The organism is Stenotrophomonas sp. STEN035 (genome assembly GCF_056759935.1).
In genome coordinates, this window is the sequence record NZ_JBRRDY010000018.1 from 1 (window position 1) to 26,505 (window position 26,505).

The 26,505-nt window shown below is 63.6% G+C and carries 27 protein-coding genes and 1 tRNA gene; 3 read left to right on the forward strand and 25 right to left on the reverse strand.

Annotated elements, in window-relative coordinates; all coding sequences use genetic code 11:
* Positions 1-529 precede the first annotated feature (529 nt).
* The 15 genes from ACVOLL_RS11130 to rlmE form a co-directional block, all read right to left on the reverse strand.
* Positions 530-622: transfer RNA gene (locus ACVOLL_RS11130), tRNA-Ser, on the reverse strand.
* 76 nt (positions 623-698) lie between these two features.
* On the reverse strand, positions 699-902 hold the full coding sequence (gene csrA / locus ACVOLL_RS11135; protein WP_057628248.1) for a carbon storage regulator CsrA: 204 nt from the start codon (positions 900-902) through the stop codon (positions 699-701).
* A 139-nt stretch (positions 903-1,041) separates the two neighbouring features.
* Positions 1,042-3,693: an alanine--tRNA ligase gene (gene alaS / locus ACVOLL_RS11140; RefSeq protein WP_481512966.1), complete on the reverse strand. Its 2,652-nt coding sequence runs from the start codon at positions 3,691-3,693 to the stop codon at positions 1,042-1,044.
* A 109-nt stretch (positions 3,694-3,802) separates the two neighbouring features.
* Positions 3,803-4,294 (reverse strand): recombination regulator RecX, encoded by a 492-nt coding sequence (gene recX / locus ACVOLL_RS11145; protein ID WP_481512967.1) that lies wholly within the window; start codon positions 4,292-4,294, stop codon positions 3,803-3,805.
* A gap of 233 nt (positions 4,295-4,527) precedes the next feature.
* Positions 4,528-5,565: a recombinase RecA gene (gene recA, locus ACVOLL_RS11150; RefSeq protein WP_481512968.1), complete on the reverse strand. Its 1,038-nt coding sequence runs from the start codon at positions 5,563-5,565 to the stop codon at positions 4,528-4,530.
* A gap of 232 nt (positions 5,566-5,797) precedes the next feature.
* Positions 5,798-6,451, reverse strand: coding sequence for a transcriptional repressor LexA (gene lexA / locus ACVOLL_RS11155; protein ID WP_481512969.1), 654 nt, complete (start codon positions 6,449-6,451; stop codon positions 5,798-5,800).
* 51 nt (positions 6,452-6,502) lie between these two features.
* The gene (gene ubiB / locus ACVOLL_RS11160; protein ID WP_481512970.1) at positions 6,503-8,182 is read right to left on the reverse strand and encodes a 2-polyprenylphenol 6-hydroxylase; all 1,680 of its coding nucleotides are present in this window, start codon (positions 8,180-8,182) and stop codon (positions 6,503-6,505) included.
* A 35-nt stretch (positions 8,183-8,217) separates the two neighbouring features.
* A complete protein-coding gene (locus tag ACVOLL_RS11165; protein WP_481512971.1) occupies positions 8,218-8,712 on the reverse strand; it encodes a CinA family protein in 495 nt (164 codons plus the stop codon).
* 237 nt (positions 8,713-8,949) lie between these two features.
* Positions 8,950-10,260: a ribosome rescue GTPase HflX gene (gene hflX, locus ACVOLL_RS11170; protein WP_481512972.1), complete on the reverse strand. Its 1,311-nt coding sequence runs from the start codon at positions 10,258-10,260 to the stop codon at positions 8,950-8,952.
* A gap of 14 nt (positions 10,261-10,274) precedes the next feature.
* Positions 10,275-10,562 carry an RNA chaperone Hfq gene (hfq, locus tag ACVOLL_RS11175; protein ID WP_057628256.1) on the reverse strand — a complete coding sequence of 96 codons (288 nt, stop codon included), beginning with the start codon at positions 10,560-10,562 and terminating at the stop codon, positions 10,275-10,277.
* 91 nt (positions 10,563-10,653) lie between these two features.
* On the reverse strand, positions 10,654-11,607 hold the full coding sequence (gene miaA / locus ACVOLL_RS11180) for a tRNA (adenosine(37)-N6)-dimethylallyltransferase MiaA (RefSeq protein WP_481512973.1): 954 nt from the start codon (positions 11,605-11,607) through the stop codon (positions 10,654-10,656).
* Complete coding sequence (gene folP / locus ACVOLL_RS11185; RefSeq protein WP_481512974.1) at positions 11,607-12,503, reverse strand: dihydropteroate synthase; 897 nt, start codon at positions 12,501-12,503, stop codon at positions 11,607-11,609. The genes miaA and folP overlap by 1 nt, the downstream gene beginning before the upstream one ends.
* Before the next feature lie 108 nt (positions 12,504-12,611).
* Positions 12,612-12,800 (reverse strand): hypothetical protein, encoded by a 189-nt coding sequence (locus tag ACVOLL_RS11190; RefSeq protein ID WP_282271167.1) that lies wholly within the window; start codon positions 12,798-12,800, stop codon positions 12,612-12,614.
* Positions 12,801-12,917: 117 nt separating this feature from the next.
* Positions 12,918-14,843 (reverse strand): ATP-dependent zinc metalloprotease FtsH, encoded by a 1,926-nt coding sequence (gene ftsH / locus ACVOLL_RS11195; protein ID WP_481512975.1) that lies wholly within the window; start codon positions 14,841-14,843, stop codon positions 12,918-12,920.
* 58 nt (positions 14,844-14,901) lie between these two features.
* Complete coding sequence (rlmE, locus tag ACVOLL_RS11200) at positions 14,902-15,534, reverse strand: 23S rRNA (uridine(2552)-2'-O)-methyltransferase RlmE (RefSeq protein ID WP_481512976.1); 633 nt, start codon at positions 15,532-15,534, stop codon at positions 14,902-14,904.
* Positions 15,535-15,598: 64 nt separating this feature from the next.
* Between rlmE and yhbY the strand changes: the two genes are divergently transcribed.
* The gene (gene yhbY, locus ACVOLL_RS11205; protein WP_481512977.1) at positions 15,599-15,904 is read left to right on the forward strand and encodes a ribosome assembly RNA-binding protein YhbY; all 306 of its coding nucleotides are present in this window, start codon (positions 15,599-15,601) and stop codon (positions 15,902-15,904) included.
* A 15-nt stretch (positions 15,905-15,919) separates the two neighbouring features.
* Complete coding sequence (locus tag ACVOLL_RS11210; RefSeq protein WP_481512978.1) at positions 15,920-16,300, forward strand: Mth938-like domain-containing protein; 381 nt, start codon at positions 15,920-15,922, stop codon at positions 16,298-16,300.
* A 400-nt stretch (positions 16,301-16,700) separates the two neighbouring features.
* Here the strand turns inward: ACVOLL_RS11210 and ACVOLL_RS11215 are convergent, their stop codons facing one another.
* The 4 genes from ACVOLL_RS11215 to surE are packed head-to-tail and all read right to left on the reverse strand — an operon-like array spanning position 16,701 to position 19,561.
* The gene (locus ACVOLL_RS11215) at positions 16,701-17,477 is read right to left on the reverse strand and encodes a peptidoglycan DD-metalloendopeptidase family protein (protein ID WP_481512979.1); all 777 of its coding nucleotides are present in this window, start codon (positions 17,475-17,477) and stop codon (positions 16,701-16,703) included.
* Positions 17,474-18,088 (reverse strand): YqaA family protein, encoded by a 615-nt coding sequence (locus ACVOLL_RS11220; protein WP_481512980.1) that lies wholly within the window; start codon positions 18,086-18,088, stop codon positions 17,474-17,476. Before ACVOLL_RS11220 ends, ACVOLL_RS11215 begins: the two co-directional genes overlap by 4 nt.
* Before the next feature lie 19 nt (positions 18,089-18,107).
* Positions 18,108-18,785 carry a protein-L-isoaspartate(D-aspartate) O-methyltransferase gene (locus ACVOLL_RS11225; RefSeq protein ID WP_313171538.1) on the reverse strand — a complete coding sequence of 226 codons (678 nt, stop codon included), beginning with the start codon at positions 18,783-18,785 and terminating at the stop codon, positions 18,108-18,110.
* Positions 18,782-19,561: a 5'/3'-nucleotidase SurE gene (gene surE / locus ACVOLL_RS11230; RefSeq protein ID WP_481512981.1), complete on the reverse strand. Its 780-nt coding sequence runs from the start codon at positions 19,559-19,561 to the stop codon at positions 18,782-18,784. The genes ACVOLL_RS11225 and surE overlap by 4 nt, the downstream gene beginning before the upstream one ends.
* A 181-nt stretch (positions 19,562-19,742) precedes the next feature.
* Here surE and ACVOLL_RS11235 point away from each other — a divergent pair, with 181 nt between their 5' ends.
* Positions 19,743-20,282, forward strand: coding sequence for a Smr/MutS family protein (locus tag ACVOLL_RS11235; RefSeq protein WP_481509091.1), 540 nt, complete (start codon positions 19,743-19,745; stop codon positions 20,280-20,282).
* Positions 20,283-20,439: 157 nt separating this feature from the next.
* On the opposite strand, the gene truD is transcribed toward ACVOLL_RS11235, so the two are convergent.
* From truD to ACVOLL_RS11265, 6 genes are all read right to left on the reverse strand, one after another.
* Positions 20,440-21,531 carry a tRNA pseudouridine(13) synthase TruD gene (gene truD / locus ACVOLL_RS11240; RefSeq protein WP_481512982.1) on the reverse strand — a complete coding sequence of 364 codons (1,092 nt, stop codon included), beginning with the start codon at positions 21,529-21,531 and terminating at the stop codon, positions 20,440-20,442.
* Positions 21,528-22,028 carry a 2-C-methyl-D-erythritol 2,4-cyclodiphosphate synthase gene (ispF, locus tag ACVOLL_RS11245; protein ID WP_481512983.1) on the reverse strand — a complete coding sequence of 167 codons (501 nt, stop codon included), beginning with the start codon at positions 22,026-22,028 and terminating at the stop codon, positions 21,528-21,530. The genes truD and ispF overlap by 4 nt, the downstream gene beginning before the upstream one ends.
* A gap of 45 nt (positions 22,029-22,073) precedes the next feature.
* On the reverse strand, positions 22,074-22,772 hold the full coding sequence (ispD, locus tag ACVOLL_RS11250) for a 2-C-methyl-D-erythritol 4-phosphate cytidylyltransferase (RefSeq protein WP_481512984.1): 699 nt from the start codon (positions 22,770-22,772) through the stop codon (positions 22,074-22,076).
* Positions 22,769-23,143, reverse strand: coding sequence for a cell division protein FtsB (gene ftsB / locus ACVOLL_RS11255; RefSeq protein WP_481512985.1), 375 nt, complete (start codon positions 23,141-23,143; stop codon positions 22,769-22,771). The genes ispD and ftsB overlap by 4 nt, the downstream gene beginning before the upstream one ends.
* 5 nt (positions 23,144-23,148) lie before the next feature.
* A complete protein-coding gene (gene eno / locus ACVOLL_RS11260; protein WP_481512986.1) occupies positions 23,149-24,441 on the reverse strand; it encodes a phosphopyruvate hydratase in 1,293 nt (430 codons plus the stop codon).
* 342 nt (positions 24,442-24,783) lie between these two features.
* Entirely contained in the window at positions 24,784-26,448 is a 1,665-nt protein-coding gene (locus ACVOLL_RS11265; protein WP_481512987.1) for a CTP synthase, read from the reverse strand.
* Positions 26,449-26,505: the final 57 nt, after the last annotated feature.

The following is a 26,505-nucleotide window of genomic DNA, read 5'->3' on the forward strand; positions in this document are numbered from 1 at the left end:
GGCCCAACCGGCGCACCCCCCGCCCCCCGGGGGGCAGCCCCAAACCCGCCCCCCCCCCCGGGCCCCCCCCCCCCCCCCCCCCCCCCCCCACACAGATCCTTCAGCGCGCACCAGCCGCTGCAGGAGCGCCGCAGGAGCGCAAGCACTGTAGTGCCGAGCCATGCTCGGCAAAGGCCTTACCGGGAAGCTATAGCAGAGCATGGCCCAGCTCTACAGCGGCACCACAACATGCAACGCCACCACACTTCACAGACCCTTCAGCGCGCACCAGCGTTGCAGGAACGCAAGCACCGCAGTGCCAAGCCATGCTCGGCAGACGCCCCACCGGGAAAGCCCCTGCCGAGCATGGCTCGGCTCTACGGCGAAAACCTCAACGCAGCGCGCCTGCGCCGAACCGTCGCGCACCACCATCTCGCGCGACATAACATCCGCCCACGACCATTTCGAAAAAGAAACTGAAACTCAAAGAGATCGCAAATGAAAAACCTACAGACACAAAAAAGCCCCGATAAAGGGGCTTTTTTGAAACTGGCGGAGTGAGAGGGATTCGAACCCTCGATAGAGCTTTTAACCCTATACTCCCTTAGCAGGGGAGCCCCTTCAGCCACTCGGGCATCACTCCGTTTCTCTTGCCCCGTTACGTGTATTCCGTAGCGGGGCGCGAAGAATAACGTTAAACGGGGTGAAAGGTAAACCCCTTATTCGGAAGTTTCTTCACTTCCGGGAGTTGCGGGCTCATCGCCACGCTGGATACGCTGGAAAATCTCCTCGCGATGGACAGCAACATCCTTCGGCGCGGTGATACCGATACGTACCTGGTTGCCCTTGACGCCGAGCACGGTCACGCTGACCGAGTCGCCGATCATCAAGGTTTCGCCTACACGGCGAGTCAGGATCAACATTGTGTAAATCTCCATGGAACCGGTGGGTTTCCCACCGGCATTGGCGCGCTTCCAGCTATGCGCCCCACGACAAAGGGGAAAAGACTCCCAATGTTACCGTCAGGGCGCGAACAGCTTCAAGGTGCATTACTTGTCACATTCAGGCCAGATGTGGCTTGACCCACTCCAGCACGCCCTCAAGGGCCGCCACCAGCTTGGGACCATCCTCACCGCCACCCTGGGCCATGTCAGGACGACCGCCGCCCTTGCCGCCGATCTGGGCGGCGACGTGGGCCAACAGCTCGCCCGCCTTCACCTTGCCCAGCGCTGCGCCGCTGACGCCGGCAACCAAGGCCGCCTTGCCGTCCTGCACACCCGCCAACACGATGATGGCATCGCCCAACTGCTGCTTCAGGCGATCCATCGCATCGCGCAGCGCCTTGGCATCAAAGCCTTCCAGGCGTACCGCCAGCACCTTCACGCCAGCCACATCAACTGCCGAACCGCCCAAGTCAGCGGTAGCGCCTGAGGCGACCTTGGCCTTCAGTGCCTCCAGCTCGCGCTCAAGCTTCTTCTGGCGCTCACCCAGCTGGCGGATCTTGTCGACCACGTCACCGGCACTGCCGCCAAGCAGCTGCGCAGCTTCGTGCAGGCGCGCCTCCTCGTCAGCTACATAGTCCAGCGCACCCTGCCCGGTCACCGCCTCGATACGACGCACGCCCGAGGACACACCACCCTCGGAGGTGATCTTGAACAGGCCGATATCGCCGGTCCGCGAAACATGGGTGCCGCCGCACAGCTCGGTGGAGTACTCGCCCATCTTCAGCACGCGCACGTTCTCGCCGTACTTCTCGCCGAACAGCGCCATGGCACCGAAGTCCAAGGCTTCCTGCATGCCCATGTTGTGCACTTCGGCGGCGTTGTTGGCACGCACCTGCTCGTTGACCTTGCGCTCGATGACGGCCAGTTCTTCGGCAGTGATCGGCTGGAAGTGCGAGAAGTCGAAACGCAGACGATCCGGCGCCACCAGCGAGCCCTTCTGCTGCACATGGGTGCCCAGCACTTCGCGCAGGGCAGCGTGCAGCAGGTGGGTAGCGGAGTGGTTGAGGATGGTGGCGCTGCGGCGCGAAGCATCGACCGCGCCGGCCAGCACATCGCCGACCTTCAGCGCACCCTGCTCCAGCTTGCCGACATGGCCGTGGAACTGGCCAGCGAACTTCTGCGTATCGCTCACGGCCAGCTTGATGCCGCTTGCCGACAGCACGCCGGTATCACCGACCTGGCCACCGGACTCGGCATAGAACGGGGTCTGCGCAGTGAACACGATGACTTCATCGCCCGCCTGCACGGCATCGACCGCGCGGCCGCCCTTGATCAGCGCGACAACCTTCAGGCCGTCAGCCTGGAGACGGTCGTAGCCGAGGAAAACAGTAGGGCTCAGAGTGGAGACCAGTTCGGCGGAAAGCGTCACACCGCCACCGAACTTGCCGGCCGCACGCGCGGTTTCGCGCTGGTGTTCCATCGAGGCGTCAAAGCCGGCCATATCCACCGTCATGCCACGCTCGCGGGCGATATCGGCGGTCAGGTCAACCGGGAAGCCATAGGTGTCGTACAGACGGAATGCGTCGACGCCCGGAATGACGCCATCACTGACCTTGGCGGCAACGTCATCGAAGATCTTCATGCCCGAATCGAGGGTTTCAGCGAAACGCTCTTCCTCGGCCAGCAGTGCGCGCACGACGATGTCGGCCTGCGCCGGCAGTTCCGGATAGGCCTCGCCCATCTGCTCGATCAGGGTCGGCACCAGTTTGTTGAAGAACGGCTGGCGCACGCCCAGCATCCAGCCATGGCGCAGGGCGCGACGGATGATGCGGCGCAGGACGTAGCCACGGCCTTCGTTGGACGGCAGCACGCCATCGACGATCAGGAACGAGCAGGCGCGGATGTGATCGGCGATCACCCGCAGCGACTTGTTCTCCAGATCGGCCATGCCGGTCAGCTCGGACGCCTTGCGGATCAGCGCCTGGAACAGGTCGATCTCATAGTTGGTGTGCACGTGCTGCAGGATCGCCGCCAGGCGCTCCAGGCCCATGCCGGTGTCCACGCACGGAGCCGGCAGCGGCTGCAGCGAGCCGTCTGGCTGGCGATCGAACTGCATGAACACCAGGTTCCAGATTTCGATGAAGCGGTCGCCATCTTCGTCCGGCGAGCCCGGCGGGCCACCGGCGATATGGTCGCCGTGGTCATAGAAGATCTCGGTGCAGGGACCGCAGGGACCGGTATCGGCCATCTGCCAGAAGTTGTCCGACGCAAACGGGGCACCCTTGTTGTCGCCGATGCGTACGATCCGCGATTCCGGGATGCCGATCATGTCGCGCCACAGCGCGTAGGCCTCGTCATCGGTCTGGTAAACGGTGACCAGCAGGCGATCGGCCGGCAACTTCCAGACCTGGGTCAGCAGCTCCCATGCCCAGGCAATGGCGTCCTTCTTGAAGTAATCGCCGAACGACCAGTTGCCCAGCATTTCGAAGAAGGTATGGTGACGCGCGGTGTAACCGACCTGGTCCAGATCGTTGTGTTTGCCACCGGCACGCAGGCAGCGCTGGACGTCGGCCGCGCGCACGTAGCTGCGCTTTTCCGCGCCCAGGAACACGTCCTTGAACTGGACCATGCCCGAGTTGGTGAACAGCAGGGTCGGGTCGTTGCCCGGCACCAAAGGTGCCGACGGCACGATGGTGTGGCCTTTGCCCTTGAAGAATTCGAGGAAGTCAGCGCGGATCTGGGAGGTCGTAAATTTGGCAGGTGTATTCATGGGGACTGGCGGTAAGCTGGCAAGCGGGTCCCAGCAGCCCATGCGGGCGCGGGAATTCGGGACAACCGAAACCCTGAAAGGGTATCAGGCCCAGCCCGCCCAGTCCTGCTCAGTCCTCTGGATCGTAGCGGCTGGCCTGGCGGATACAGTTGCCGTCAAAGCCACGGCGGGCCAATAGATCCGCGGCTTTGCGCCGCTGCGCCAGATCTTCCGGGCCACTGGCACCAAAACGGCGGCATACCAGCTCACGCGCATTTTCAGTCCAATCGCCTTCAAACGAGGCCATCGCGGCCTCGATCTGCTCGCTGTCCAGCCCATGGGTGCCCAGCTCCGCGCGGATATGTAGCGGCCCATAACCACTCCCGGCGCGGTTGCGAACCACGGATTGGGCAAAGCGGGTGTCATCCTGCCAGCCTTCTTCGGCCAGCTTGGCCACCGCCGCATCGACCGCATCGGGATCCACACCACGCGATTTCAGCTTGCGGCCGAGCTCCTTGCGCGAATGCTCGCGCCTGACCAGCAGGCCCAGTGCACGTTGCAGCGGCGTCTGCTGGCGACCACGCTTGGTTTTGCCCTCAGGCTGATCGTCGATCTCGGTCATCAGAACACCACCGCTTGGTTCGGCCAGGCTTGGTTCGGCCAGGCTTGGTTCGGCCGGGCTTGGTTGGGCCGGGCTTGATTGGGCCAAGCTCAACTCCGGCCGGCCCAATTCCGCCACGCCAGAACCCGGCAACGCCCAACCCCGCCCCATCCCTGGCGCGGGGTCTTCATGGACAAAATGCCGCAGGAGCGGACGACGTCACTGACGATGCGCCGCCCGCTCCCGCGGGAAAATCACTCCTCGCCGTCTTCGTCATCGCCTTCTTCGCGCGCCGCCTCGGTGGGCTGGAATTTCTCGCGCAGCTCGGCCTCAAGGCGAACTGCAACCTGCGGGTTGTCACGCAGATAGCCGCGGGCGTTGTCCTTGCCCTGGCCAATGCGCTCTTCACCGTAGCTGTACCAGGCGCCAGCCTTCTCGACGAGCTTGGCTTCCACGCCCATGTCGATCAGCTCGCCCTCGCGGGAGATGCCTTCGCCGTAGAGGATTTCGGTGATGACCTGCTTGAACGGCGGCGCCAGCTTGTTCTTGACCACCTTGATCTTGGTCTGGTTACCGATGATCTCGTCGCCCTTCTTGATCGCGCCGATACGACGGATATCCAGGCGCACCGAGGCATAGAACTTCAGCGCGTTGCCGCCGGTGGTCACTTCCGGGCTTTGGCCCGGCATCATCACGCCGATCTTCATGCGCAGCTGGTTGATGAAGATGACAAGCGTATTGGAGCGCTTGATGTTGCCAGTCAGCTTGCGCAGCGCCTGGCTCATCAGACGGGCCTGCAGACCCGGCAGCTGATCGCCCATTTCGCCTTCGATTTCAGCACGCGGGGTCAGCGCAGCGACCGAGTCGACCACCACGATGTCGACCGAGCCCGAACGCACCAGCATGTCGGCGATTTCCAGCGCCTGCTCACCGGTGTCCGGCTGCGACAGCAGCAGGTCGTCGACATTGACGCCCAGCTTGGCGGCGTAGATCGGGTCCAGTGCGTGCTCGGCGTCGATGAAGGCAGCGGTGCCGCCCAGCTTCTGGCACTCGGCAATCGCCTGCAGGGTCAGGGTGGTCTTGCCCGAGGATTCCGGGCCATAGATTTCGACCACACGACCCTTGGGCAGGCCACCTATGCCGAGTGCGATGTCCAGCATCAACGAGCCCGTAGGGATGATCTCGACGGGCTCGACAACGCGGTCGCCCATACGCATCACCGAGCCTTTGCCGAACTGCTTTTCGATCTGACTCAGTGCAGCAGTAAGCGCGCGCTTCTTGTTCTCGTCCATCGCGTTCGTCCTCGGGGTTGATTTCGTTGATTTCGTCATGGGGTCCACTGTAGGGGTGTCGTATCGCACAGACTGAGACTGCAACCGGGACGACAAAATTATTTGGCTGACAAGGATACCGACAGCAGCCCAAACACCCACCCTACGTAAGGGAAACAGTCAGTTACGGCTGCGAAATGCGCAGATTCAAGCTCCGCTGGATCCAGATCCGCGAACCTCTAATCTGTACGTTTCAGCGGTTTGGCCTGAGCAGGCCGCAATACAGCCCCTCGATGGAGAAATCCTGGTCGGGCAGGACTTCGATCGGCGCGTAGTCGGGGTTGCGTGGCAGCAGGCGGATCCGGTCCTTGGCGATCTTCAGCAGCTTGACCGTGATTTCGTCGTCGATGCGCGCCACGACGATCTGCCCGGAGGCCGCGTCACGGGTACGGTGCACGCCGATCAGGTCGCCATTGAAAATGCCTTCGTCGATCATCGAGTCGCCCTGCACTTTCAGCAGGTAATCCGGCGCCGGCGAGAAGAACACCTTGTCCAGCACCACGTAGTCATCCGAACCGATGTCGGCACCGATCGGCAGGCCAGCAGCAACCCGGCCGAGGATCGGCAGGCGCAGCACTTCGTCGTTGGCAGCCTGCGCCGGCAGCTGCGACTCCTGCTCCGCATCGCCCTCGCCATCCTGGCGTACCAGGCGGATGCCACGTGCACGGCCGGGGACGCGCTCGATGGCGCCGGCCGCCTCCAATGCATCCAGGTGGTATTGGGCCGAGCGCACACCCTTGAAACCAAAGGCGCGGGCGATCTCGGTCTGCGATGGCGGCATGCCCTCGGCCTCGATGCGCTCAGCGATCAAGTCGAGGATGGCCTGCTGGGTGTCGGTGAGGTTCATGGTTAGTAGTATTACTACTAACAAAAAGATCTGCAAGTCCCTCGGCGAAGATCAGTGGTGGCGACCGCTGCGCCAGATCGAGAACAGTATCCAGACCCCGCAGATGCCCGCGCCGACGAAGCCGCACAGCCCCAACGCCAGGAACCAACGACTGGAGAGTCCGCCTACGCTGTGCATCACGATCGACGAGCCAATGATCAAAGCAGCGGTGATGACGCCGACCACCAAGCGGTTGGCGGCACGATTGACCTGATCGCCGAAGCCTTGCAAGGCGGTGGTTTCCACCCGCAGCTTGAGCTGCCCGCGCCGCGCAGCCTGCACCAACCGGCGCAGATCACGTGGCAATTCGCCGGCCAGATCCAGCATCCCCAACAAGCTGCGGCGGCCGCGCTTGAGCAGTGCCTTGGGCGCATAACGCTGCAGTACTACCCGCTCCAGGAACGGGCGCGCGGCACTGGCCATGTCGAAATCCGGATCCAGCTGCCGGCCCATGCCTTCCAGGGTCAGGAAAGCCTTGATCATCAGCGCAAGGTCGGCCGGCAAGGTCAGGCTGTAGCTGCGCAGCAACTGGGTGATGTCACCGAGCATCAGGCCGATGCGCAGGTCCTTCAACGGCACGCCGCGGTATTGATCGACGAATTGGCTGATGTCCTGTTGCAGGCGACCTTCGTCGACTTCCACACCGCCAGCCCAATCCAGCAGCACGTCGGCGACCACCTGCGGCTCCTGCTCGACCAGCCCGTGCAGCAACTGCGCAACCTGGAAGCGGCGCGCTTCGGACAGCGCACCGACCATGCCGAAGTCGATCACGCCGATGCGCCCGTCGCGCATGTAGAAAATATTGCCGGGATGCGGATCGGCATGGAAATAGCCGTCTTCCAGCACCATTTTCAGCACGATCTCGGCACCACGCCGGGCCAGCGCAGCACGGTCCAAGCCAGCGTCGTCGACGGCCTCCAGCTTGCGGCCGGGAATGCCATCAACGAAGTCCTGCACGTTGAGGCTTTCGCAGGTCCACTGCCAATGCACGCCGGGAATCAGGATGTCATCGCGGCCATCGAAGTTGCGTGCGATGCGCTCGGAATTACGGCACTCGGCGGCGAAATCCATCTCGCTGCGCAGCGACTGGGTGAACTGCTGTACCACTTCCGCTGGCCGATAGCGGCGCAGATCCGGCAGGCGCGCTTCGACGATTTCAGCCAGCCGCGCCAGCAGGCGCAGATCGGCTTCAACCACATCGCGGATGCCGGGCCTGCGTATTTTCAGCACCACCTCACGGCCATCGTGCAGACGCGCGCGATGCGCCTGCGCCAACGACGCGGCAGCCATCGGGCTTTCATCGAGAAAGGCGAATACCTGCGCCGGCGGCGCGCCGAGATCGGCCTCCAACTGCTCGCGAATCACGGCATAAGGCAGCGCGGGCACCGCATTCTGCAGCTCGGACAGCTCGGCGATCCATTCCGGCGGCAACAGGTCCACACGCGTGGCCAGCACCTGGCCAAGCTTGACGAAGGTTGGCCCCAATTCCTGCATCGCGCTGCGTACGCGAACCGGCGCGGTCATCCGCAGCATCTGCTGGCTGTCGTTCCAGCGCACCAGCCGGCCTGCCCGCTCCAGCACCGACGCCAAGCCGGTACGGCGCACCACGTCGCCGAAACCATAGCGGATCAGAACCGCTGCTATTTCCTGCAAGCGGCCCAGATCACGGACCGTGCCCAGTGTTTCCCACATCGCGACTCATCCCGGTTGCTGGCCGGGCCAGCATGTCATAGATGCTCGTCGATGCCGCGCAATGCGGCATCCACGGTTTGCCTGCGTACCGCATCGCGATCGCCATCGAACTGGAACAACTGCGCGCGCGCATAGCCGCCACGGCGCTTCCAGCCGATCCAGACGCTGCCGACCGGCTTGTCCGGGCTGCCACCGCCGGGGCCGGCGATGCCGGTCACCGCCACCGCCACACCTGCGCCGGAATTGATCAGCGCGCCAGCAACCATTTCCAGCACGGTTTCGCGGCTGACCGCACCGAACTGCTCCAGCGTCTGCGCGCGGACGCCGAGCAGGCGCTGCTTGGCTTCATAGCTGTAGACCACCATGCCGCAGTCGAAGAACGCAGAGGAGCCGGCGATATCGGTCATGCTCTTGGCGATCCAACCGCCACTGCAGCTTTCCGCGGTTACCAGCTGCACGGAGGCCTGCTGCAGGCGTTCGCCGAGCGCAGCGGCCAGGGCGTTGAGATCGGCATCGGTTGGATTGGACATTGCGGTAAGGGGGCTGGGCGGAGAACCCTTACGTTTTACCGCAGATGACGCCCACGTGTCAGGGCACAGGTGTGAGGCGGTAGCTGCCGGAGTTGTAGGAGCGGCCTAAGCCGCGAAGCCGACACATCATCAGATCGCACTGGTGCTACCAGCTTCAGGAACCCCTGCTTCGCGGCTTACGCCGCTCCTACAAAACAAAACAGCCGGCACGAGGCCGGCTGTCTCTTCCCGCCCGAATCACCATTCAGGCAGCTTTTCCGGCAGCAAAGGCTTGATCACCGCACCGTCCTCGCTTGCCGCCAGCTTTTCGGCTTCGGCAATCGGGATATCCACGTCGATCAGCCAACCTTCTTCATCGGCCTGCTCACTGCGGATGACTTCCAACTGATGCAGGCGCGCACGCAGGCGGCCAGCACTTGGCGGCAGACGGACCTGGCCGGTGACATGCTGCAGGCCTAGGCGTTTGCCCAATACCGATTGCAGCAGTTCCAGACCCCGGCCATCACGCGCGGAAACCCAAACCCGCTCGCGCCGTGATTCGTCCGGAACGCCATCCTGTGCATCATGGCGCACTTCAGCACCTTCGATGCGATCGATCTTGTTGAACACCAGCAGCTGCGGCAGGTCGCCCGCACCTACGGCTTCCAACACTTCATCGACCTGGGCGATGCGTTCCTCGCGCAGCGGATCGGCGGCGTCGACCAGATGCAGCAGGAAATCCGCCTCACGCGCTTCGGAAAGCGTGGAACGGAACGCCGCCACCAGGTCATGCGGCAGATTGCGCACGAAACCGACCGTGTCAGCCAGCATCGCGTTGCCACCGGGCAAGGTGATACGTCGCACGGTGGGGTCCAGCGTCGCAAACAGCAGATCGGCGGCGTAGGCACCGGCACCGGTCAGCGCGTTGAACAAGGTGGACTTGCCGGCATTGGTGTAGCCAACCAGTGCGATACGCGGCATTTCGCTGCGCACGCGGGCGCGGCGCATCTGGGTGCGCTGCACCTCGACCTTCTCCAGCCGCTTCTGCAGCTGTTCCACCCGCTTCTGCAGCAGGCGGCGGTCGGTTTCCAGCTGGGTTTCACCCGGGCCGCGCAGACCGATGGAACCACCGCGCTGACGCTCAAGGTGCGTCCAGCCACGAACCAGCCGCGTCGCCATATGCCGCAACTGGGCAAGCTCAACCTGCAGCTTGCCTTCGTGGCTATGTGCACGCTGAGCAAAGATATCCAGGATCAGACCGGTGCGATCAATCACCCGGCGCTCCAGGTAGCGCTCAAGGTTGCGCTCCTGTACCGGGCTGAGTTGATGGTTGACCAGCACCAGATCGGCGCCGGTAGCGTCGGCCGCAGCCTTCACTTCTTCCAGCTTGCCGCTGCCGATCAACGTCGAAGGGTTCGGCCTGTCCATGCGTGCACTGATGGTCGCGGCAATGCTTGCCCCGGCCGAGCGCGCCAGATCGGTGAACTCCTCCAGTACGTCTTCTTCCAACCGGCCAACATGCGGCTGGATCAACAGCGCATGTTCGCCCTTTTTAGAGCGGTCAAACATGCGCCGCCACCTGCTTATTCGTTGTCGTTGTCAATTTCGTCATCAGCTGCCTGACTTCCATCACCCGATTGCACATAGCCACCACCCGGCCCCACGCGCACATTGCGCGCCGGCACCACGGTGGAAATGGCGTGCTTGTAGACCATCTGGCTGACGGTGTTGCGCAGGAGCACCACGAACTGGTCGAACGACTCAATCGTGCCCTGCAATTTGATGCCATTTACCAGGTAGACCGAAACCGGCACGCGCTCACGGCGCAACGCATTCAGAAACGGATCCTGCAAAGACTGCCCCTTGGACATCGTCTACTCCTCGTTATTGTTTTTATGGACCGGACCGATGGCGGCGTCCCCTGCCCGTCCGGACCCTGATGGTACACCGCCCGGCGGGCGCTCAGCCTTGCAGAAAGCGGGAAACCGCGTTCTGCACACCAGACATGTCCCGAACCGGGTCGAACCAGCGGGCATCCAGCTCGCCGCGCAGCCAGGTGAGCTGACGTTTGGCCAGCTGCCGGGTGGCAAACACGCCCTTGTCGCGGAACTGGGCGACTGTGCCCTGCCCATCCAGGAACTGCCAAGCCTGTCGGTAACCGACCGCTCGTACCGCCGGCAGGTCCAATGGCGCGGCCACCGCAGCCATCTGCGGCAGCACCCGCAACGCCCGCACTTCGTCCAGGAAACCGCGCTCCAGCATCAGATCGAAACGACGCTCGATGCGCTGATGCAGCACTGCACGATCAGCCGGGGCCAGCACCAGCTTCAGCACCCGAGCCGGCAGGCGGGCGATGCCTGGCAGGCCCTGCCAATAGCTGATCGGCTTCCCGGTCAGTCGATAGACCTCCAACGCCCGCTGGATGCGCTGCGGATCGGTGGCGTGGATGCGCGCTGCGGCGACCGGGTCGATAGTTGCCAGCTGCGCGTGCAAGGCCGACCAGCCAAAGACCTCGGCCTCGGCGGCAATTGCCGCGCGCATGGCCGGGTCGGCCTCCGGCATCGGCGACAGCCCCTGCAGGAGGGCACGGAAGTACAGCCCGGTACCACCAGCCAGAATCGGTAATTTGCCGCGCGCAACGATGTCACGCACTGCCGCCGTCGCGTCAGCGGAGAACTCGGCCGCCGAATAGGTCTGCCAGGGGTCGCGCAGATCCAGCAGGTGATGGCGGATGCCGTCCTGCTCGGCGGCGTCCGGCTTGGCCGCACCAATGTCCAGGCCACGGTAGACCAGCGCCGAATCGACGCTGACGATTTCACCGTCATAGGCCTTGGCGAGCGCGATGGCGGCTGCTGTCTTGCCCGAGGCGGTCGGCCCCATCAGGGCGACGGCCAAGGGGCGTTGATCGATGCCCATCAATCCTCGTCCGGCCAGCGTGGCATGGCAGGTTTATTGGCGCGCGGCGCTGGAACCGCATCGAATGCAGCCAGCACTTTGAGTGCGTCAACGGTGGCGGCAACGTCATGCACACGCACCATCACCGCCCCCTTCTGCACCGCCAGCAGATGCGCAGCCAGCGAACCGGCCATGCGCTCTGCCGCAAGCGCCCGCCCGGTGACATCACCAATACAGCGTTTGCGCGAGAAACCCGCCAGCACCGGCGCGCCCAGATCGCTCAAGCGATCCTGCGCGGCCAGCAAGGCGAAGTTCTGTGCCGTGTCCTTGTTGAACCCGTATCCCGGATCCAAAAGCAGACGTTTACGTCCAATACCCACCATTTCTGCAGAGAAGATACGCTCGGCGAGGAAGCGCTGCACATCGCCGGCGATATCGACGTAGGTCTGCATGACGCCCGCATCATAGGGGCCACCCACAGCGTGCATCAGCACTACTGCGGCCTTCGACCCAGCAACAACCTCCAGCGCACCGGGCTGCTGCAGAGCCTGCACGTCATTGATCATGTGCGCACCTGCGGCCAACGCCGCGCGCATCACTTCCGGTTTGAACGTATCCACGCTCAGCGGCACCGCAACCTGCGCAAGCAGGGCTTCAATCACCGGCACCACGCGGTCAATTTCCTCCTGCACCGATACCGGACTCGCTCCTGGACGGGTGGATTCGCCGCCGATATCCAGCAGATCAGCCCCCTGTTCGACCAATGCCAAGGCATGCGCGACGGCAGCAGCGGTGTCGGCATGCTGGCCACCGTCGGAGAACGAATCCGGGGTGACGTTGACGATGCCCATAACCTGCGGCCGATCCAGCCGCAGCGTACGGTCGCCACATTCAAGGGTTGGGAAAACATCAAACATGGGCGCTCCGGCGGGCTGCAACAGCACCTAGTTTAAGCCACCGCAACGGCGCTCCAGCGAAGCCGGCGGCACACTCTTGACCGACAGATGGCAGCAAAATGCCAGCAATCAGTCCTTGTTACGGGCGCGGATCCGGCTGCCGATCAGGCTCAGGATCACGCCAAGCACCACGCCGATGAAAATACCGGCCAGAAAGTTGTTGGTCTTCACCCCGAAACCGACACCGGCCACGGTGGCGATGATCATCTCCGGCACGTTGGCCGAGGGTGCCTTGGGCGGTGGCGTGGAATCATTCATGGGACAGAACCAAGGAGAACCAAAGTGCCGCTATTCTCGCCCAGCACGACGGCTGGCGGACAAAAAAAAAGGGCCGGAAAACCGGCCCGTTCTTCTTGCATTGATGCTGCTGCCGACTCAATGCTGACCGGCAGGATCGGTGATCGGAGCGACCGGCTGCGGAGCGTCGCCACCCTTGCCGTCGTCGGTACGGTCATTGTTGCCACCCTTGTCCACCCAACCGGCCGGCGGCGAAGGCTTGCGGCCTTCCATGATCGCCTTGACCTGCTCGGCATCGATGGTTTCCCAGTCCAGCAGCGCGGCGGTCATCGCTTCGACGATGTCGCGCTTCTCTTCCAGAATCTTGTAGGCAACCTGATACTGCTCGTCGAGGATGCGACGGATCTCCGCGTCCACCTTCTGCTGGGTGGCCTCGGAAATGGTCTTGCTGTGCATGCCATAGCCGGCTTCTTCGTCGGCGTAGACCATGGTGCCCATCACATCGGACATGCCGTACTTGGTAACCATGCCTCGGGCCAGCTTGGTAGCACGCTCGAAGTCATTGGAGGCACCGGTCGACATCTCACCGACGAAGATCTCCTCGGCGATGCGGCCGCCGAACAGGATCGCCAACTCTTCCAGCATACGGTCGCGGTACTTGCTGATGTGGTCGTGCTCGGGCAACTGCCAGGTCACGCCCAATGCCCAACCGCGCGGCATGATGGTGACCTTATGCACCGGGTCGGCCTTGGGCAGCGACATGGCGACAACGGCGTGGCCGGACTCGTGGTAAGCGGTGTTGCGACGCTCATCCTCGCGCATGACCATGCTGCGGCGCTCAGGACCCATATAGATCTTGTCCTTGGCGTCCTCGAAGTCCTTCATGTCGACTTCCTGCTTGTTGCGACGAGCCGCAAACAGGGCGCCTTCATTGATCAGGTTGGCCAGGTCGGCACCAGAGAAACCCGGGGTACCGCGTGCCAGCACTTCCGGACGCACGTCATCGGCAGCCGGCACCTTGCGCAGGTGCACGCGCAGGATCTGCTCGCGGCCCTTGATGTCCGGCAGGCCGACCATGACCTGACGGTCGAAACGGCCCGGACGCAGCAGCGCCTTGTCCAGCACGTCCGGACGGTTGGTGGCAGCGATCACGATCACGCCTTCGCCGCCTTCAAAGCCGTCCATCTCGACCAGCATCTGGTTCAGGGTCTGCTCGCGCTCATCGTGGCCACCGCCGGTGCCCGAGCCGCGGTGACGGCCCACGGCATCGATTTCGTCGATGAAGATGATGCACGGAGCATGCTTCTTGGCCTGCTCGAACATGTCGCGGACGCGGCTGGCACCGACGCCGACAAACATCTCGACGAAGTCCGAACCGGAGATCGCGAAGAACGGCACCTTGGCCTCGCCGGCAATGGCGCGGGCCAGCAAGGTCTTACCAGTACCCGGCGGACCAACCATCAACACGCCGCGCGGGATCTTGCCGCCCAGCTTGGTGAACCTGGACGGATCACGCAGGAACTCGACCAGCTCGCCAACTTCTTCCTTGGCTTCGTCGCAGCCAGCAACGTCGGCAAAGGTGACCTTGATCTGGTCTTCGCCCTGCAGCTTGGCGCGGGATTTACCGAAGGACATCGCGCCCTTGGCACCACCGCCACCGCCCTGCATCTGGCGCATCATGAAGATCCAGAAGCCGATCAGCAGCAGTATCGGCAGGAACTGCAGCACTATGCCCCAGAAACTCGGGCCAGCCGGTTCCTGACGGGCAACTTCAACATTCTTGGAATACAGCTGGTCCAGCAGCTTCGGGTCGGCCGGCGCATACAGCGCACCGTCGGAACCATCAGCGCGCTTGAAGCGCAGGTGGTTGGTGGTCAGCGTGGTCTTGTCGGTGTATTCCACCGACTTGATCCGGCCCGCATCCACTTCCTGCAGGAACTGCGTGTAATTGCGTGCATCGCCAGCGGCGGCGGCCCCACTGCGTGGGGCAAAGCTCTGGAACACCACCATCAGCACGACGGCGACAACCACCCATAACAGGAGGTTCTTGGTCAGGTCGTTCATCCTCATCGGCTCCGGTGTCCCTCTAGATACTAAATACTGAAAAGTCGTATGGCTGAGCTTACTTTATCTGGGTGCGCTTGCCCTGCCCCAAGGCATAAACCTCGGATGAACGCTTGCGTGAAGCGTCCGGCTTGCGAATGGCGACCTTGTCATAACGACGGCGCATTTCACGCACGTAGTCATCAAAGCCGACGCCCTGGAACAACTTGATCAGGAACGCCCCGCCCGGCTTGAGATGGTTGTCGGCAAAATCCATCGCCAACTCCGCCAGGTGCATCATCCGCGGCTGGTCAACCGCATCCATACCACTCTTATTGGGGGCCATATCCGACAGCACAAGGTCTACCGGCACATCGCCGAGCATGGCTTCAAACTGCGATAGAACGTCTTGTTCCCTGAAGTCCCCGTGAAGGAACTCGACGCCAGCCAGGGGCGGCATCTCCAGGATATCCAGCGCCAATACCCGGCCGGTGTCGCCCATCTGCCTGCGCACCTGCTGCGACCAACCACCCGGCGCGGCACCCAGATCGACCACCACCATATGCGGCTTCAGCAGGCGGTCACGCTCCAGCAGCTCCTCCAGTTTGTAGGCCGCGCGCGAGCGCATGCCCTCCTTCTGGGCCTTTTTCACAAAAGGATCGGAGAAGTGTTCTTTCAGCCAGCGCTGGCTACTTTTGCTACGGGAAGGCATCGGCAATGGGGCTCACAGGGGTGGTCATGATACCCTGAACCCCCTTGATTACCTGTAGTCCTGCATGTCCATCGTCCTGACCTCGGCCCAGAACCGATTCCTGCGCGGCATCGCGCACGACCTGAAAGCACTGCTGCAGATCGGTGGCAAAGGGGTCACTCCGGCCTTTTTGGCCGAGCTGGACGAAGTGTTGGAACGCCATGAGCTGGTCAAGGTGAAGGTTGCTGCAGAAGACCGCGAAGCCCGCGACACCCTGATCGATGAACTGATCCAGGCCAGCGGCGCCGCTCTGGTGCAGCGCATCGGCCACGTCGCCGTGCTGTACCGCCCGGCCAAGGAAAAGCGCCAGATCGTGCTGCCGCGCGGCTGATCGCCGAGGATACCCATGCAGTTCAGTCGCGAGCTTCCTGATTACATCTATTCCCTGCGCTCGGCCGATGGCCGCCATGCGCAGGTGAACGACCGCGCACTGAGCCGCAGCTTCATCCTTGCGCCGAACAGCTTGATTGAAGACTGGCCGGTCGCATCGGTGAGCCAATTGCGCGCCGAAGATCTGCAAGCAGCACTGGACCTGAATCCGGCGCTGGTGATTCTGGGCACAGGTGACAAGCAGGTGTTCCCACCCGCCGCGATCATGGCAGCCTGCCTGACCCGCGGCATCGGCATCGAGGTGATGAACAACGCCTCGGCCGCACGCACGTATAACGTACTGGCCGGCGAAAACCGCCGCGTGGTGATGGCCATCATCCTGGAAAGCGCGCAATAGAGCGCAGCCATGCTGCGCCGGGGCATTTTTGTGGGAGCGGCGTAAGCCGCGAAGCTGACGGTTGATCAGCCTGCAGACATGCCTGCAATCCCGACGACAGCTGATTTTCGGCCCCTGCTGGCAAGGCCGAATGCCTCCCTGCAGTGCCGAGCCATGCTCGGCAGGGGCTTTACAGCCAATGCATCGGATAGTTCATCAGCTTCGCGGCTTACGCCGCTCCCACAAGTTCGGTGCGCACTGACGCATCGCAGGGAAAGCCGTGCCGGGCAAGGCTCGGCACTACGTTGCGGCTTGGCTGGTAAGGCCCTTGCCGAGCATGGCTCGGCACTACAATTGCAGCTTGGCTGGGAAAGCCCTGCCGAGCATGGCTCGGCACTACGGCTGGCGCGGCAGCTGACGCTTATTTCTTCGGCAGGTAGACCAGCGGGTCGACCGGTTTGCCGTTGTAGCGGATCTCGAAGTGCAGCATGTCGCGCGAGGTGCCGGTACGGCCCATCTCGGCGATCTGGTCGCCCGCCTTCACGTTCTGTCCTTCATTGACCAGGCGCTTGCGGTTGTGCCCATAGGCCGACAGCCATTGGTCGTTGTGCTTGATGATGATCAGCTCGCCATAACCAACCAGGCCTGCGCCGGAGTACACCACCACGCCAGGACCAGCGGCACGCACCGCCTGGCCGCTGCTGCCAGCGATATCCACGCCCTGCTTGGTGGCCTCACCAGCCACAAACCGGCCGACCAGAGCGCCCTCAGCAGGCCAGCGCCAGCCGATGCCGCTATTGACCGGGGTCGGCGCGACGACCGTTGGCGGCGTTACCGGGCGGGTAGCGGTGTTCGTCGAACCACCGGTCGCCGGCCGACTGGCCGTGGCACCGCCCGGATACAGACGCAGGGCCTGCCCCGGATAGATCGTGTAGGGCTCGGACAAGCCATTCCATGCAGCAAGATCACGCGGTGTGATGTTGTTGATCCGGGCAATACCAAACAGCGTATCGCCACGACGCACTACCGCCGTCTGTCCTGGCTTGGCCACCGAGGTACGCGGCGTGGTGGAAGTGGAAGAACCCGAGCTGCCGCCCGAGGGCTTCACCACCGTGGCGGTACCACACGCTGCCAACGAGACCACTGCCAGCACGGCCAGCGTCCTGCTCAAACCCTTGCCCAACATCAATGCATTCATGCGAATTTGGCCCTCCAGACCAGCCAAGCCACTAGGCCGACCACCAATGCGGTGGCGATCCAGCCCAGCGGTTCAATCCAGCGCCGCAACCGTTCGGCCGCCTGTGCGCCGCCGAAGCGGATCACCGCCGCCAACAAATAAACCCGTTTGCCGCGTCCGACCAACATGCTCAGTACATACTGCGGCATCGGCACGCCGACGATACCCGAGGCCCATGTGAAGACCTTCATGGGGATGGGCATGAAGCCGCCCAGCACCAGGAAGGTGAACACCGCCCACGGCGACTCCGCCATCTTGGCCTGCAGGGTGGCGATGCCACTTTCGATGGCCGGCAGCATACCCATCGCCTCGAACACCGGCTTGAGCACCTCGAAGGCGTAATGTCCCAGCGCGTAGCCCACCATCGCGCCGACCATCGAGCCGGCCAAGCTCAGCGTCGCAAAACGCCAGCCCTTGCGCGGCTGCGCCACGCACATCGGCATCAGCATCACTTCCGGCATCACCGGGAAGATGATGGCCTCGATGAAACTCAGTACGGTCAAATAGGTGGGCGCGCGCTCATTGGCAGCCCAAACCATGGCGCGGTCGTATAACGGCCCGAAAATCTTCATTCAGTGAGTAATCCTGTTCTCAGTCCAACATGCCCGGCAACAACGGCACAAAGCTCACCGGCGCCAGCTCTTCCTGGGTAATGGTGCCATCGGCCTGCCGGGTCAGTTGCAACAGCACCTGTCCACCGGGGCCACCAACTGGTGCAACCAAACGGCCGCCGACGGCCAACTGGTCGATCAAGGCATCCACCAGCGCCGGCGCAGCGGCCGTCACTACGATGGCGTCGTACGGGCCATGCTCGGGCCAGCCGATGCGGCCGTCGTCGTGCTTGGTGCGGATGTTCATGCCCAGATGACGAAAGCGCTTGCGTGCCTGCCGCAGCAGGTCGCCGATACGCTCGACGGTAAACACCTCAAGACCCAACGCGCCAAGAATAGCGGCCTGGTAACCCGAGCCGGTGCCGACTTCCAGCACCTTCTTGGGCGCGACCGCCAACACCACCTCGGTCATCCGCGCCACGACCCAGGGCTGGGAGATGGTCTGGCCATGGCCGATCGGCAGTGCGGTGTCCTCGTAGGCGCGTGACGCCAGCGCTTCATCGATGAACAGATGCCGCGGCACCACCCGCACGGCGTTGAGCGTGGCCTCGTCTGCAATGCCCACTTCGCGCAGGCGATCAACCAGACGGTCGCGCACCCGCTGCGAGGTCATGCCTATACCCACGGCCTCCGGTTGCAGGCGCAGGCGCGGCGTCATTCAGGCTTCCCCAGGGTTTCGGTCAGCCCACCTACCCAGCTGGCGACCTTTTCCAAGGCCGAATAGCGGGTCAGGTCAACCTGGATCGGGGTGATCGAAATATGCCCGGTGCGCACTGCATGGAAATCCGTGCCGGGGCCGGCGTCCTGCTCGCTGCCGGCCGGGCCGATCCAGTACACGGTATTGCCGCGCGGATCGGTCGCCGGAACGCAGGCTTCGGCGCGATGCCGGTTGCCAAGCCGAGTGACCTCGAAACCGCGGATCTCATCCCAAGGCAGATCCGGCACGTTGACGTTGAGGATGGTATCGGCCGGCAACGGATCGGCGATCAGCCGGGACACGATCTCCACCGCAGCGCGCGCGGCAGTAACGAAGTTCTTGGCTTCATGCTTGTGTGTGACCAGCGACACCGCCACCGAGGGCAAGCCAAGATGTCGCCCTTCCATCGCTGCAGATACCGTGCCCGAATAGATCACGTCATCGCCGAGGTTGGCGGCATTGTTGATGCCCGACACCACGATATCCGGCTCGAATTCGAGCATGCCGGTCAGCGCCAGGTGCACGCAGTCGGTGGGCGTACCCGCCACCGCACAGGTGTAGTGGTCAATGCGGCGCAGACGCACCGGCTGATCCAGCGTGAGTGAGTTGGAAGCGCCGGAACGATCCCGATCAGGTGCCACCACGGTGACTTCATGTCCGGCGTTGCGAAGCTGCTCGGCCAACATCTTGATGCCGGGGGCGTCTACACCATCGTCATTTGATACAAGTACGCGCATTAAAGGCCTGGGTTACTGGATCAACACGCGACGCTCCCACTCAGCGCCGCAATCGCCGGAACCTCCGGTTAGTACATCACCGTGACGGACCGACCTGAGCCGCCATGATACCGGAATGCGCCGCGGCACTTTCCACCGTCGCAGGGCTTGCCTGCGACCGCGCGCACGTTACGCTGTACAAATGTCGTACCCAGATGAAGAAGATGACGCCGCGCTGTTCCGCTCAGCCATTGGCGAAGTAACGCCAATGCGCCAGGTGGAGGCACCGGCTGCGGGCAAGCCACGGCCCAAGCCGCGCGCGCGCATGGCAGAACAGGATGAATCCGAGGCCTTGGGCGAATTTGCGCGCCTGTTACGTTCCAGCAAGCCACTGGAAGCCGGCGACAACGCCAGTTACCGGCGCGACAACCTGCCGCCACAGATGTTCCAACGGCTCAAGCGCGGCCAGTATTCAGTACAGGACGAACTGGACCTGCACGGCGCCACCGCCGCCCAGGCCGAGAACCTGCTGCGCCAGTTCCTGCTGGAGGCACGCGCGCACGAGCACGGCTGCGTGCGCATCATCCACGGCAAAGGCCTGCAATCAGATGGCGGCGCCCCGGTACTGAAGAACCTGGTTGACCGCATGCTGCGCCAGCGCAATGACGTGCTGGCATTTCATTCAGCGCCACCCACCCAGGGCGGCACCGGTGCGGTCCTGGTGCTGTTGGCCAATCGCTGACCTTCCTGCTCGGCCAGTAAAAACCGCTCATCCAAACGGCGCAGCCCCAGCATTGCAGAAACCCGGGTAAGCGCAGCGCACCCGGAGCTGTTCGCGGGCGGGCTGCCGCGCCTCCCGGGTGCATTGCGCATACCCGGGCTACGACTTAGCCAACCGCTTACTCGGCGGCGCTTTCTTCGCTCGACGCTTCGGCTTCAGCTGCAGGAGCGCCCGCAATTTCATTGCGGCTGGCGTCGCTCACCTCCCCCAGTTCATGCAGCACTGCGGTGGCGTAACAGCCCGGCGGCAAGGCGAACGACACTTCCAGCACATCGTCGGCCAACCACTGGTGCTGCATCAACATGGGCTTGAGGCGCAGCGAACGGCGCTCTTGCTTCAGCCCGGCCTGCTCCAGCCCGACCCGCAATGCCAAGGCCTGTTCATCACCCAGAGCCTGATCTTCCAGTGCCCTTGCGGCATCGGTCGCGCGCAGCTCACCAACGCCCCACAACGGCGCGCTGGGGTGGATATCGAAACGCGCCAAGCGCTCAGCCAGCACCTCGTTCATCGGCTCCGGGCCGAACACCGAACGACTGCCGTCCAGCATCCACACCTCGCCTTCCAACGCCGTGTCCCAGTTGCCCTGTTCCACGCGTGCGGCCAGCACGCGGTTGAACAAGGCCGAGCGCGCGGCCGACAGCAGCATCGAGCGCTGATCCTTGCGTACCCGACGGCCAGCAAACATCTGCAGCGCTGCCGGCACATTGCCGCCATCGCGACCGAAGCGCTGCTCGCCAAACCAGTTCGGCAAGCCGCGTGCAGCGACAATCTGCAGGCGTTCTTCGATGGCCGCCTTGTCGCCGTGCACCCCGCGCAGCACCAACTTGAAGCGGTTGCCCGCCAACGCGCCGCGCTGCAGTTTGCGGTTGTGCCAGGTCGATGCCAGCACGTGCAGCTCGTCAGACTCCAACAGCGCCAGATCCGGCGCGACGCGCTTGGGCAGGTGCACGCTGAAGCGTTGCGTGGTTACCGCATGCCGATCCTTCTGCCCGGCATAGCTGACGCCCATTTCCGGCACGCCCGCCCACTGCGCCAACTGCTTGGCAATGGCCACGGTATTGGCGCCGCGCTTGCGGATGTCGAGCAGCAGGTGCTCGCCTTCGCCGGTCGCTTCGAACGCGGGAATTTCATCCACCTGGAAGTCTTCCGGCACGCTGCGGATGGCCGCAGTCAGCACCGGATCGCCAAAAGCCAGCGGCAGCGCGATCATGCGGCCACCAACAAGGCTACGGCCTGCGCGGCAATGCCTTCTTCGCGACCGGTGAAGCCCAGCTTCTCGCTGGTGGTGGCCTTGATGCTGACCCGGTCCAGATCGACCTCCAACAGCTGCGCCACTTTCTCACGCATCGCCAGCGCATGCGGACCCACCTTGGGCCGCTCGCAGATCACGGTGATATCGACATTGCCCACCTGCCAGCCGCGCTCGCGCAGCAATTCATTGCAATGGCTGACAAAGCGACTGCTGTCCGCGCCCTTCCAGCGATCATCGGAAGGCGGGAAATGCACGCCGATATCACCCAGCGCCAGCGCACCCAGCATGGCATCGCACAATGCATGCAAGGCCACATCGCCATCGCTGTGTGCGAGCACGCCGCGACCGTGCGGCACGCGCACGCCGGCCAGCATGATGTGGTCGCCCTCACCGAAGGCATGCACGTCATAGCCTTGGCCGATACGGATGGGAGGGAAGGAAACGGAAAAGTTCATGGCAGTACTTCTAGGCAGAGCCGACGCCAACGCGTCGGCAAGGGATCAGCTGCCGCGCCGCGACAGCTCGAATTCGAAACGGGCCAGATCGGCCGGGGTGGTCACTTTGAAATTGCTTTCCGCGCCTTCGACCAGCAACGGGCGCACGCCCTGCCGCTCCATCGCCATCGCCTCGTCGGTGACATCGACGCCAGCGGCGGCAGCATCAAGCAGCGCGCGGGTCAGTTGATGGCGACGGAACAACTGCGGGGTCAGCGCGCGCCACAGCCGCTCCCGCGGCTCGGTGCGATCAATGCCGCCGTCATCGCCAGCACGTTTGAGCGTGTCGCGCACCGGTGCGGCGAGAATGCCGCCAACCGGATCAGCACGCCCCACTTCCAGCAATCGACTCAGATCGCTCGCCGCCAGATTTGGCCGCGCGGCATCGTGGACCAGCACGAAATCATCGGCACGTACGCTATCCGGCAGCGCTTGAAGGCCCGCCAATACCGACGCTGCGCGGGTCTCTCCTCCCACGCAGGTCAGTACCGGTTTGTCGGCAAACGAGGTCCAGCCCGGCCAATCGGCGTCGTTCTCGGCAATGGCCACCATCACCCCGGCCACGCCGGGATGGGCAAGCAAGGACTGCAGGGCATGCGCGAGCAAGGGCTCACCGTCGGCCAGCAGGTATTGCTTGGGCACCGGCCCGCCGAAGCGCGCACCGCGCCCAGCTGCGGGAACCACCGCCCAGGTCTGCACGATCAAGGGATGTTCTCCGGTGGCGACTGCTGGTTACCCTGCCCGGGCGCCGGATGCGTTGCCGAAGCCGGTGGCACCACCGGAGCCGCTACCGGCGCGTCTTCGACGACCCGGTAGAACTTCTCACCCGGCTTGATCATGCCCAGTTCGCTGCGCGCACGCTCTTCGATGGCAGCCTCGCCATCCTTGAGGTCCTGGACTTCCGCTGCCAGGGAATCATTGCGCTGCTGCAGACCGTCGTTGTCACGCTTCTGGTTGGCCACCTGCGCCTCGAGCATCATCACTTCGCCCGAGTTGCCTTGGCCAAACCAGAAGCGGTACTGCAGCAAACCCAGCAGTACCGCCAGCACCAGCAGCAGCCAGCGCCAATTACGCATGACGATCAGCGCTTGAGCGAGACAAACGCATCACGGCCGGCATAACGCGCGCCGCTACCGAGGGCTTCCTCGATGCGCAGCAGCTGGTTGTACTTGGCCACCCGATCGCTGCGGCACAGCGAGCCGGTCTTGATCTGGGTGGCAGTGGTGGCCACGGCGATGTCGGCGATGGTGGTGTCTTCGGTTTCGCCCGAACGGTGCGAGACGATGGCCGCATAACCTGCCTTGTCGGCCATGGCGATGGCTTCCAGGGTCTCGGTCAGGGTGCCGATCTGGTTGACCTTGATCAGGATGGCGTTGGCGGTGCCCGACTCGATGCCTTCGGCGAAGATCTTCGGGTTGGTGACGAACAGATCGTCGCCGACCAGCTGCACCTTGTTGCCGACGCGCTGGGTCAGCAGCTTCCAACCGGCCCAGTCGTTCTCGGCCAGGCCGTCCTCGATGCTGATGATCGGGTACTGCGCGCTCCAGTCGGCAAGGAAGTCGACAAACTGCTCGGAGGTCAAGCGCTTGTTCTCGCCGACCAGGTTGTACTTGCCGTTCTCGTAGAACTCGCTGGAGGCGACGTCCAGGCCGAGCAGGATGTCCTCACCGGCGTTGTAGCCAGCTTTGCCGATGGCTTCCAGAATGGTATCCAGCGCCTCGACGTTGCTGCGGAAGTCCGGCGCGAAGCCGCCTTCATCGCCCACCGCAGTGCTCAGGCCATGGCCCTTCAGCACCGACTTGAGCGCGTGGAAGATTTCGGTACCCGCACGCAGCGATTCGCTGAACGAGCTGAAACCGACCGGCAACACCATGAATTCCTGGAAGTCGACGTTGTTATCGGCATGCGCGCCACCGTTGATGATGTTCATCATCGGCACCGGCAGCGACGGGGTAGCGCCGGTCTTGGCGGCCAGGTACTGCCACAGCGCCTGCTTCTTGGAAGCGGCGACCGCGTGGGCAGCGGCCATGGAAACACCGAGCAGCGCATTGGCGCCGAGGCGGCCCTTGTTTTCGGTACCGTCGAGATCGATCAGGCGACGGTCCAGGCCTTCCTGATCTTCGGCATTGAAGCCGGCCAGTGCGGTGGCGATCGCGCCATTGATGTTGCCAACAGCATTGCGCACGCCCTTGCCCAGGTAGCGGGTCTTGTCGCCATCGCGCAGCTCCACGGCCTCCTTGGTGCCGGTCGAAGCGCCGGACGGGACGGCGGCGCGGCCGAACGAGCCGTCGGCCAGGGTGACTTCGGCTTCCAGCGTGGGGTTGCCACGGCTGTCGAGGATTTCACGGGCGTGGATCTTGGCGATGTTGGTCATGTCTGGGGGCTAGGCTCGTTCAGGAGAGTCTGTTATCGACGGGAAACACAAAAACCAGCCGGGAGTTTAAACGAAGCGCAGGCTGGCGCGGCCGTTGCTTTCGCCTGAAAGCGGCGTGGGGTTGCCTAAACGGACAAGGCCCGCACTGGGCGGGCCTTGTCTGAGGAGCACCTTGCCCTTCTCCCTGTGGGAGAAGGTGCCCGAAGGGCGGATGAGGGCAAGGAGAGCGAAGCTCGCCTTCATTCACACGCCACGGGTAATGCCCTCTGCCGAGCATGGCTCGGCACTACCTGCTGATTACCCTTGGAAAGCCTCTGCCGAGCATGGCTCGGCACTACCCTTTCAGGCGCGGGCTTCCTGCAGCAGCTTGCCGCCGGCCTTCTTCTCGCGCGCGGCGCGGATGAAGCCGATGAACAACGGGTGGCCGCCACGCGGGGTGGACAGGAACTCCGGGTGTGCCTGGCAGGCCAGGAACCACGGGTGCTGGTCACGCGGCAGCTCGACCACTTCCACCAGCGTGTCATCCATCGACTTGCCTGCGATCACCAGACCCGCGTCTTCCAACTGGGTGCGGTAGCGGTTGTTGAACTCGTAACGGTGGCGGTGACGCTCGGACACCACGTCCTTGCCGTACAGCTCACGGGCAAGGGTGCCCGGCTTCAGGCGCTGCTCCTGCAGACCCAGACGCATGGTGCCACCCAGATCGGACTTCTCGTCACGCTTCTCGACTTCACCGGTGGCGGTACGCCATTCGGTGATCAGGCCGATCACCGGGTTTGGCGACTGGCGGTCGTTCTCGGTGCTGTTGGCACCTTCCAGACCGGCCACATGGCGGGCGAAATCAACCACCGCCGCCTGCATGCCGTAGCAGATACCGAAGTACGGCACCTTCTGCTCACGGGCGAACTGCGAGGTCAGCACCTTGCCTTCGAAACCGCGATCACCGAAGCCGCCCGGCACCAGGATGCCGTCCACGCCTTCCAGCGCAGACAGACCGGATTCTTCCAGCTCCTGCGCTTCCAGCCACTTCAGGTTGACCTTGGTGCGCTGGCGCAGGCCGCCGTGCTTGAGCGCCTCGCCCACCGACTTGTACGCATCCTGATGGTCGACGTACTTGCCGACCACGGCGATGGTGACTTCGTCCAGCGGATGCAGCGCTGCATCCAGCACCGACTCCCACTCGGACAGATCGGCCGGGCCGGCCTTGTCGCCCAGCTTGAGCTGGTTGACCACGATCTCGTCCAGGCCTTGCGCATGCAGGCCCATCGGTACGCGGTACAGCACTTCCACGTCCGGCACGCTGATCACGGCGCGCTCGGAAACGTTGGTAAACAGTGAAATCTTGCGGCGCTCCGAATCCGGAATCGCCTGCTCGGAACGGCACAGCAGCACGTCCGGCTGGATGCCGATCGAGCGCAGTTCCTTGACCGAATGCTGGGTCGGCTTGGTCTTCAGCTCACCAGCCGCACCGATGTACGGCACCAGGGTGAGATGCATGAACAGCGCCTTCTCCGGGCCACGCTCGGTGCGCACCTGGCGGATCGCCTCCAGGAACGGCAGCGACTCGATGTCGCCAACGGTGCCGCCGATTTCCACCAGCGCCACGTCGAAGCCAGCAGTGGCCTCGTCGATGCAGCGGCGGATTTCGTCGGTGATGTGCGGAATGACCTGCACGGTCGCACCCAGGTAGTCACCACGGCGCTCCTTGCGGATCACGTTCTCGTAGATACGCCCGGTGGTCACCGAGTTCTTGCGACTCAGGCGGTTATGGACGAAACGTTCGTAGTGACCCAGATCGAGGTCGGTCTCGGCACCGTCGTCGGTGACATAGACCTCGCCATGCTGGAAGGGGCTCATCGTGCCTGGATCGACGTTGATGTACGGATCCAGCTTCATCATGGTGACCTTCAGGCCACGCGCCTCGAGAATCGAGGCCAGGGACGCGGCTGCAATGCCCTTGCCTAGCGAGGACACCACACCACCGGTAACAAAAATAAGGGGGGTCACGGCTCACTGCCTCCCGGAAAGCCCTAGTTTAAAGGTTGTCGCCAAAACACCCAAGCA

Coding starts and splice junctions, on each gene's coding strand:
- recA (WP_481512968.1), bottom strand. CDS start 5,565: ATGGACGAGAACAAGAAGCGCGCGCTTACTGCTGCACTGAGTCAGATC.
- hflX (WP_481512972.1), bottom strand. CDS start 10,260: ATGTTTGACCGCTCTAAAAAGGGCGAACATGCGCTGTTGATCCAGCCG.
- ACVOLL_RS11215 (WP_481512979.1), bottom strand. CDS start 17,477: ATGAATGCATTGATGTTGGGCAAGGGTTTGAGCAGGACGCTGGCCGTG.
- surE (WP_481512981.1), bottom strand. CDS start 19,561: ATGCGCGTACTTGTATCAAATGACGATGGTGTAGACGCCCCCGGCATC.
- ubiB (WP_481512970.1), bottom strand. CDS start 8,182: ATGTGGGAAACACTGGGCACGGTCCGTGATCTGGGCCGCTTGCAGGAA.
- ACVOLL_RS11210 (WP_481512978.1), top strand. CDS start 15,920: ATGCAGTTCAGTCGCGAGCTTCCTGATTACATCTATTCCCTGCGCTCG.
- folP (WP_481512974.1), bottom strand. CDS start 12,503: ATGTTTGATGTTTTCCCAACCCTTGAATGTGGCGACCGTACGCTGCGG.
- ispF (WP_481512983.1), bottom strand. CDS start 22,028: ATGAACTTTTCCGTTTCCTTCCCTCCCATCCGTATCGGCCAAGGCTAT.
- ACVOLL_RS11235 (WP_481509091.1), top strand. CDS start 19,743: ATGTCGTACCCAGATGAAGAAGATGACGCCGCGCTGTTCCGCTCAGCC.
- ftsB (WP_481512985.1), bottom strand. CDS start 23,143: ATGCGTAATTGGCGCTGGCTGCTGCTGGTGCTGGCGGTACTGCTGGGT.
- alaS (WP_481512966.1), bottom strand. CDS start 3,693: ATGAATACACCTGCCAAATTTACGACCTCCCAGATCCGCGCTGACTTC.
- ACVOLL_RS11220 (WP_481512980.1), bottom strand. CDS start 18,088: ATGAAGATTTTCGGGCCGTTATACGACCGCGCCATGGTTTGGGCTGCC.
- ACVOLL_RS11165 (WP_481512971.1), bottom strand. CDS start 8,712: ATGTCCAATCCAACCGATGCCGATCTCAACGCCCTGGCCGCTGCGCTC.
- rlmE (WP_481512976.1), bottom strand. CDS start 15,534: ATGCCTTCCCGTAGCAAAAGTAGCCAGCGCTGGCTGAAAGAACACTTC.
- truD (WP_481512982.1), bottom strand. CDS start 21,531: ATGATCGCGCTGCCGCTGGCTTTTGGCGATCCGGTGCTGACTGCGGCC.
- lexA (WP_481512969.1), bottom strand. CDS start 6,451: ATGAACCTCACCGACACCCAGCAGGCCATCCTCGACTTGATCGCTGAG.
- yhbY (WP_481512977.1), top strand. CDS start 15,599: ATGTCCATCGTCCTGACCTCGGCCCAGAACCGATTCCTGCGCGGCATC.
- ACVOLL_RS11225 (WP_313171538.1), bottom strand. CDS start 18,785: ATGACGCCGCGCCTGCGCCTGCAACCGGAGGCCGTGGGTATAGGCATG.
- eno (WP_481512986.1), bottom strand. CDS start 24,441: ATGACCAACATCGCCAAGATCCACGCCCGTGAAATCCTCGACAGCCGT.
- recX (WP_481512967.1), bottom strand. CDS start 4,294: ATGACCGAGATCGACGATCAGCCTGAGGGCAAAACCAAGCGTGGTCGC.
- miaA (WP_481512973.1), bottom strand. CDS start 11,607: ATGGGCATCGATCAACGCCCCTTGGCCGTCGCCCTGATGGGGCCGACC.
- ACVOLL_RS11190 (WP_282271167.1), bottom strand. CDS start 12,800: ATGAATGATTCCACGCCACCGCCCAAGGCACCCTCGGCCAACGTGCCG.
- hfq (WP_057628256.1), bottom strand. CDS start 10,562: ATGTCCAAGGGGCAGTCTTTGCAGGATCCGTTTCTGAATGCGTTGCGC.
- ftsH (WP_481512975.1), bottom strand. CDS start 14,843: ATGAACGACCTGACCAAGAACCTCCTGTTATGGGTGGTTGTCGCCGTC.
- csrA (WP_057628248.1), bottom strand. CDS start 902: ATGTTGATCCTGACTCGCCGTGTAGGCGAAACCTTGATGATCGGCGAC.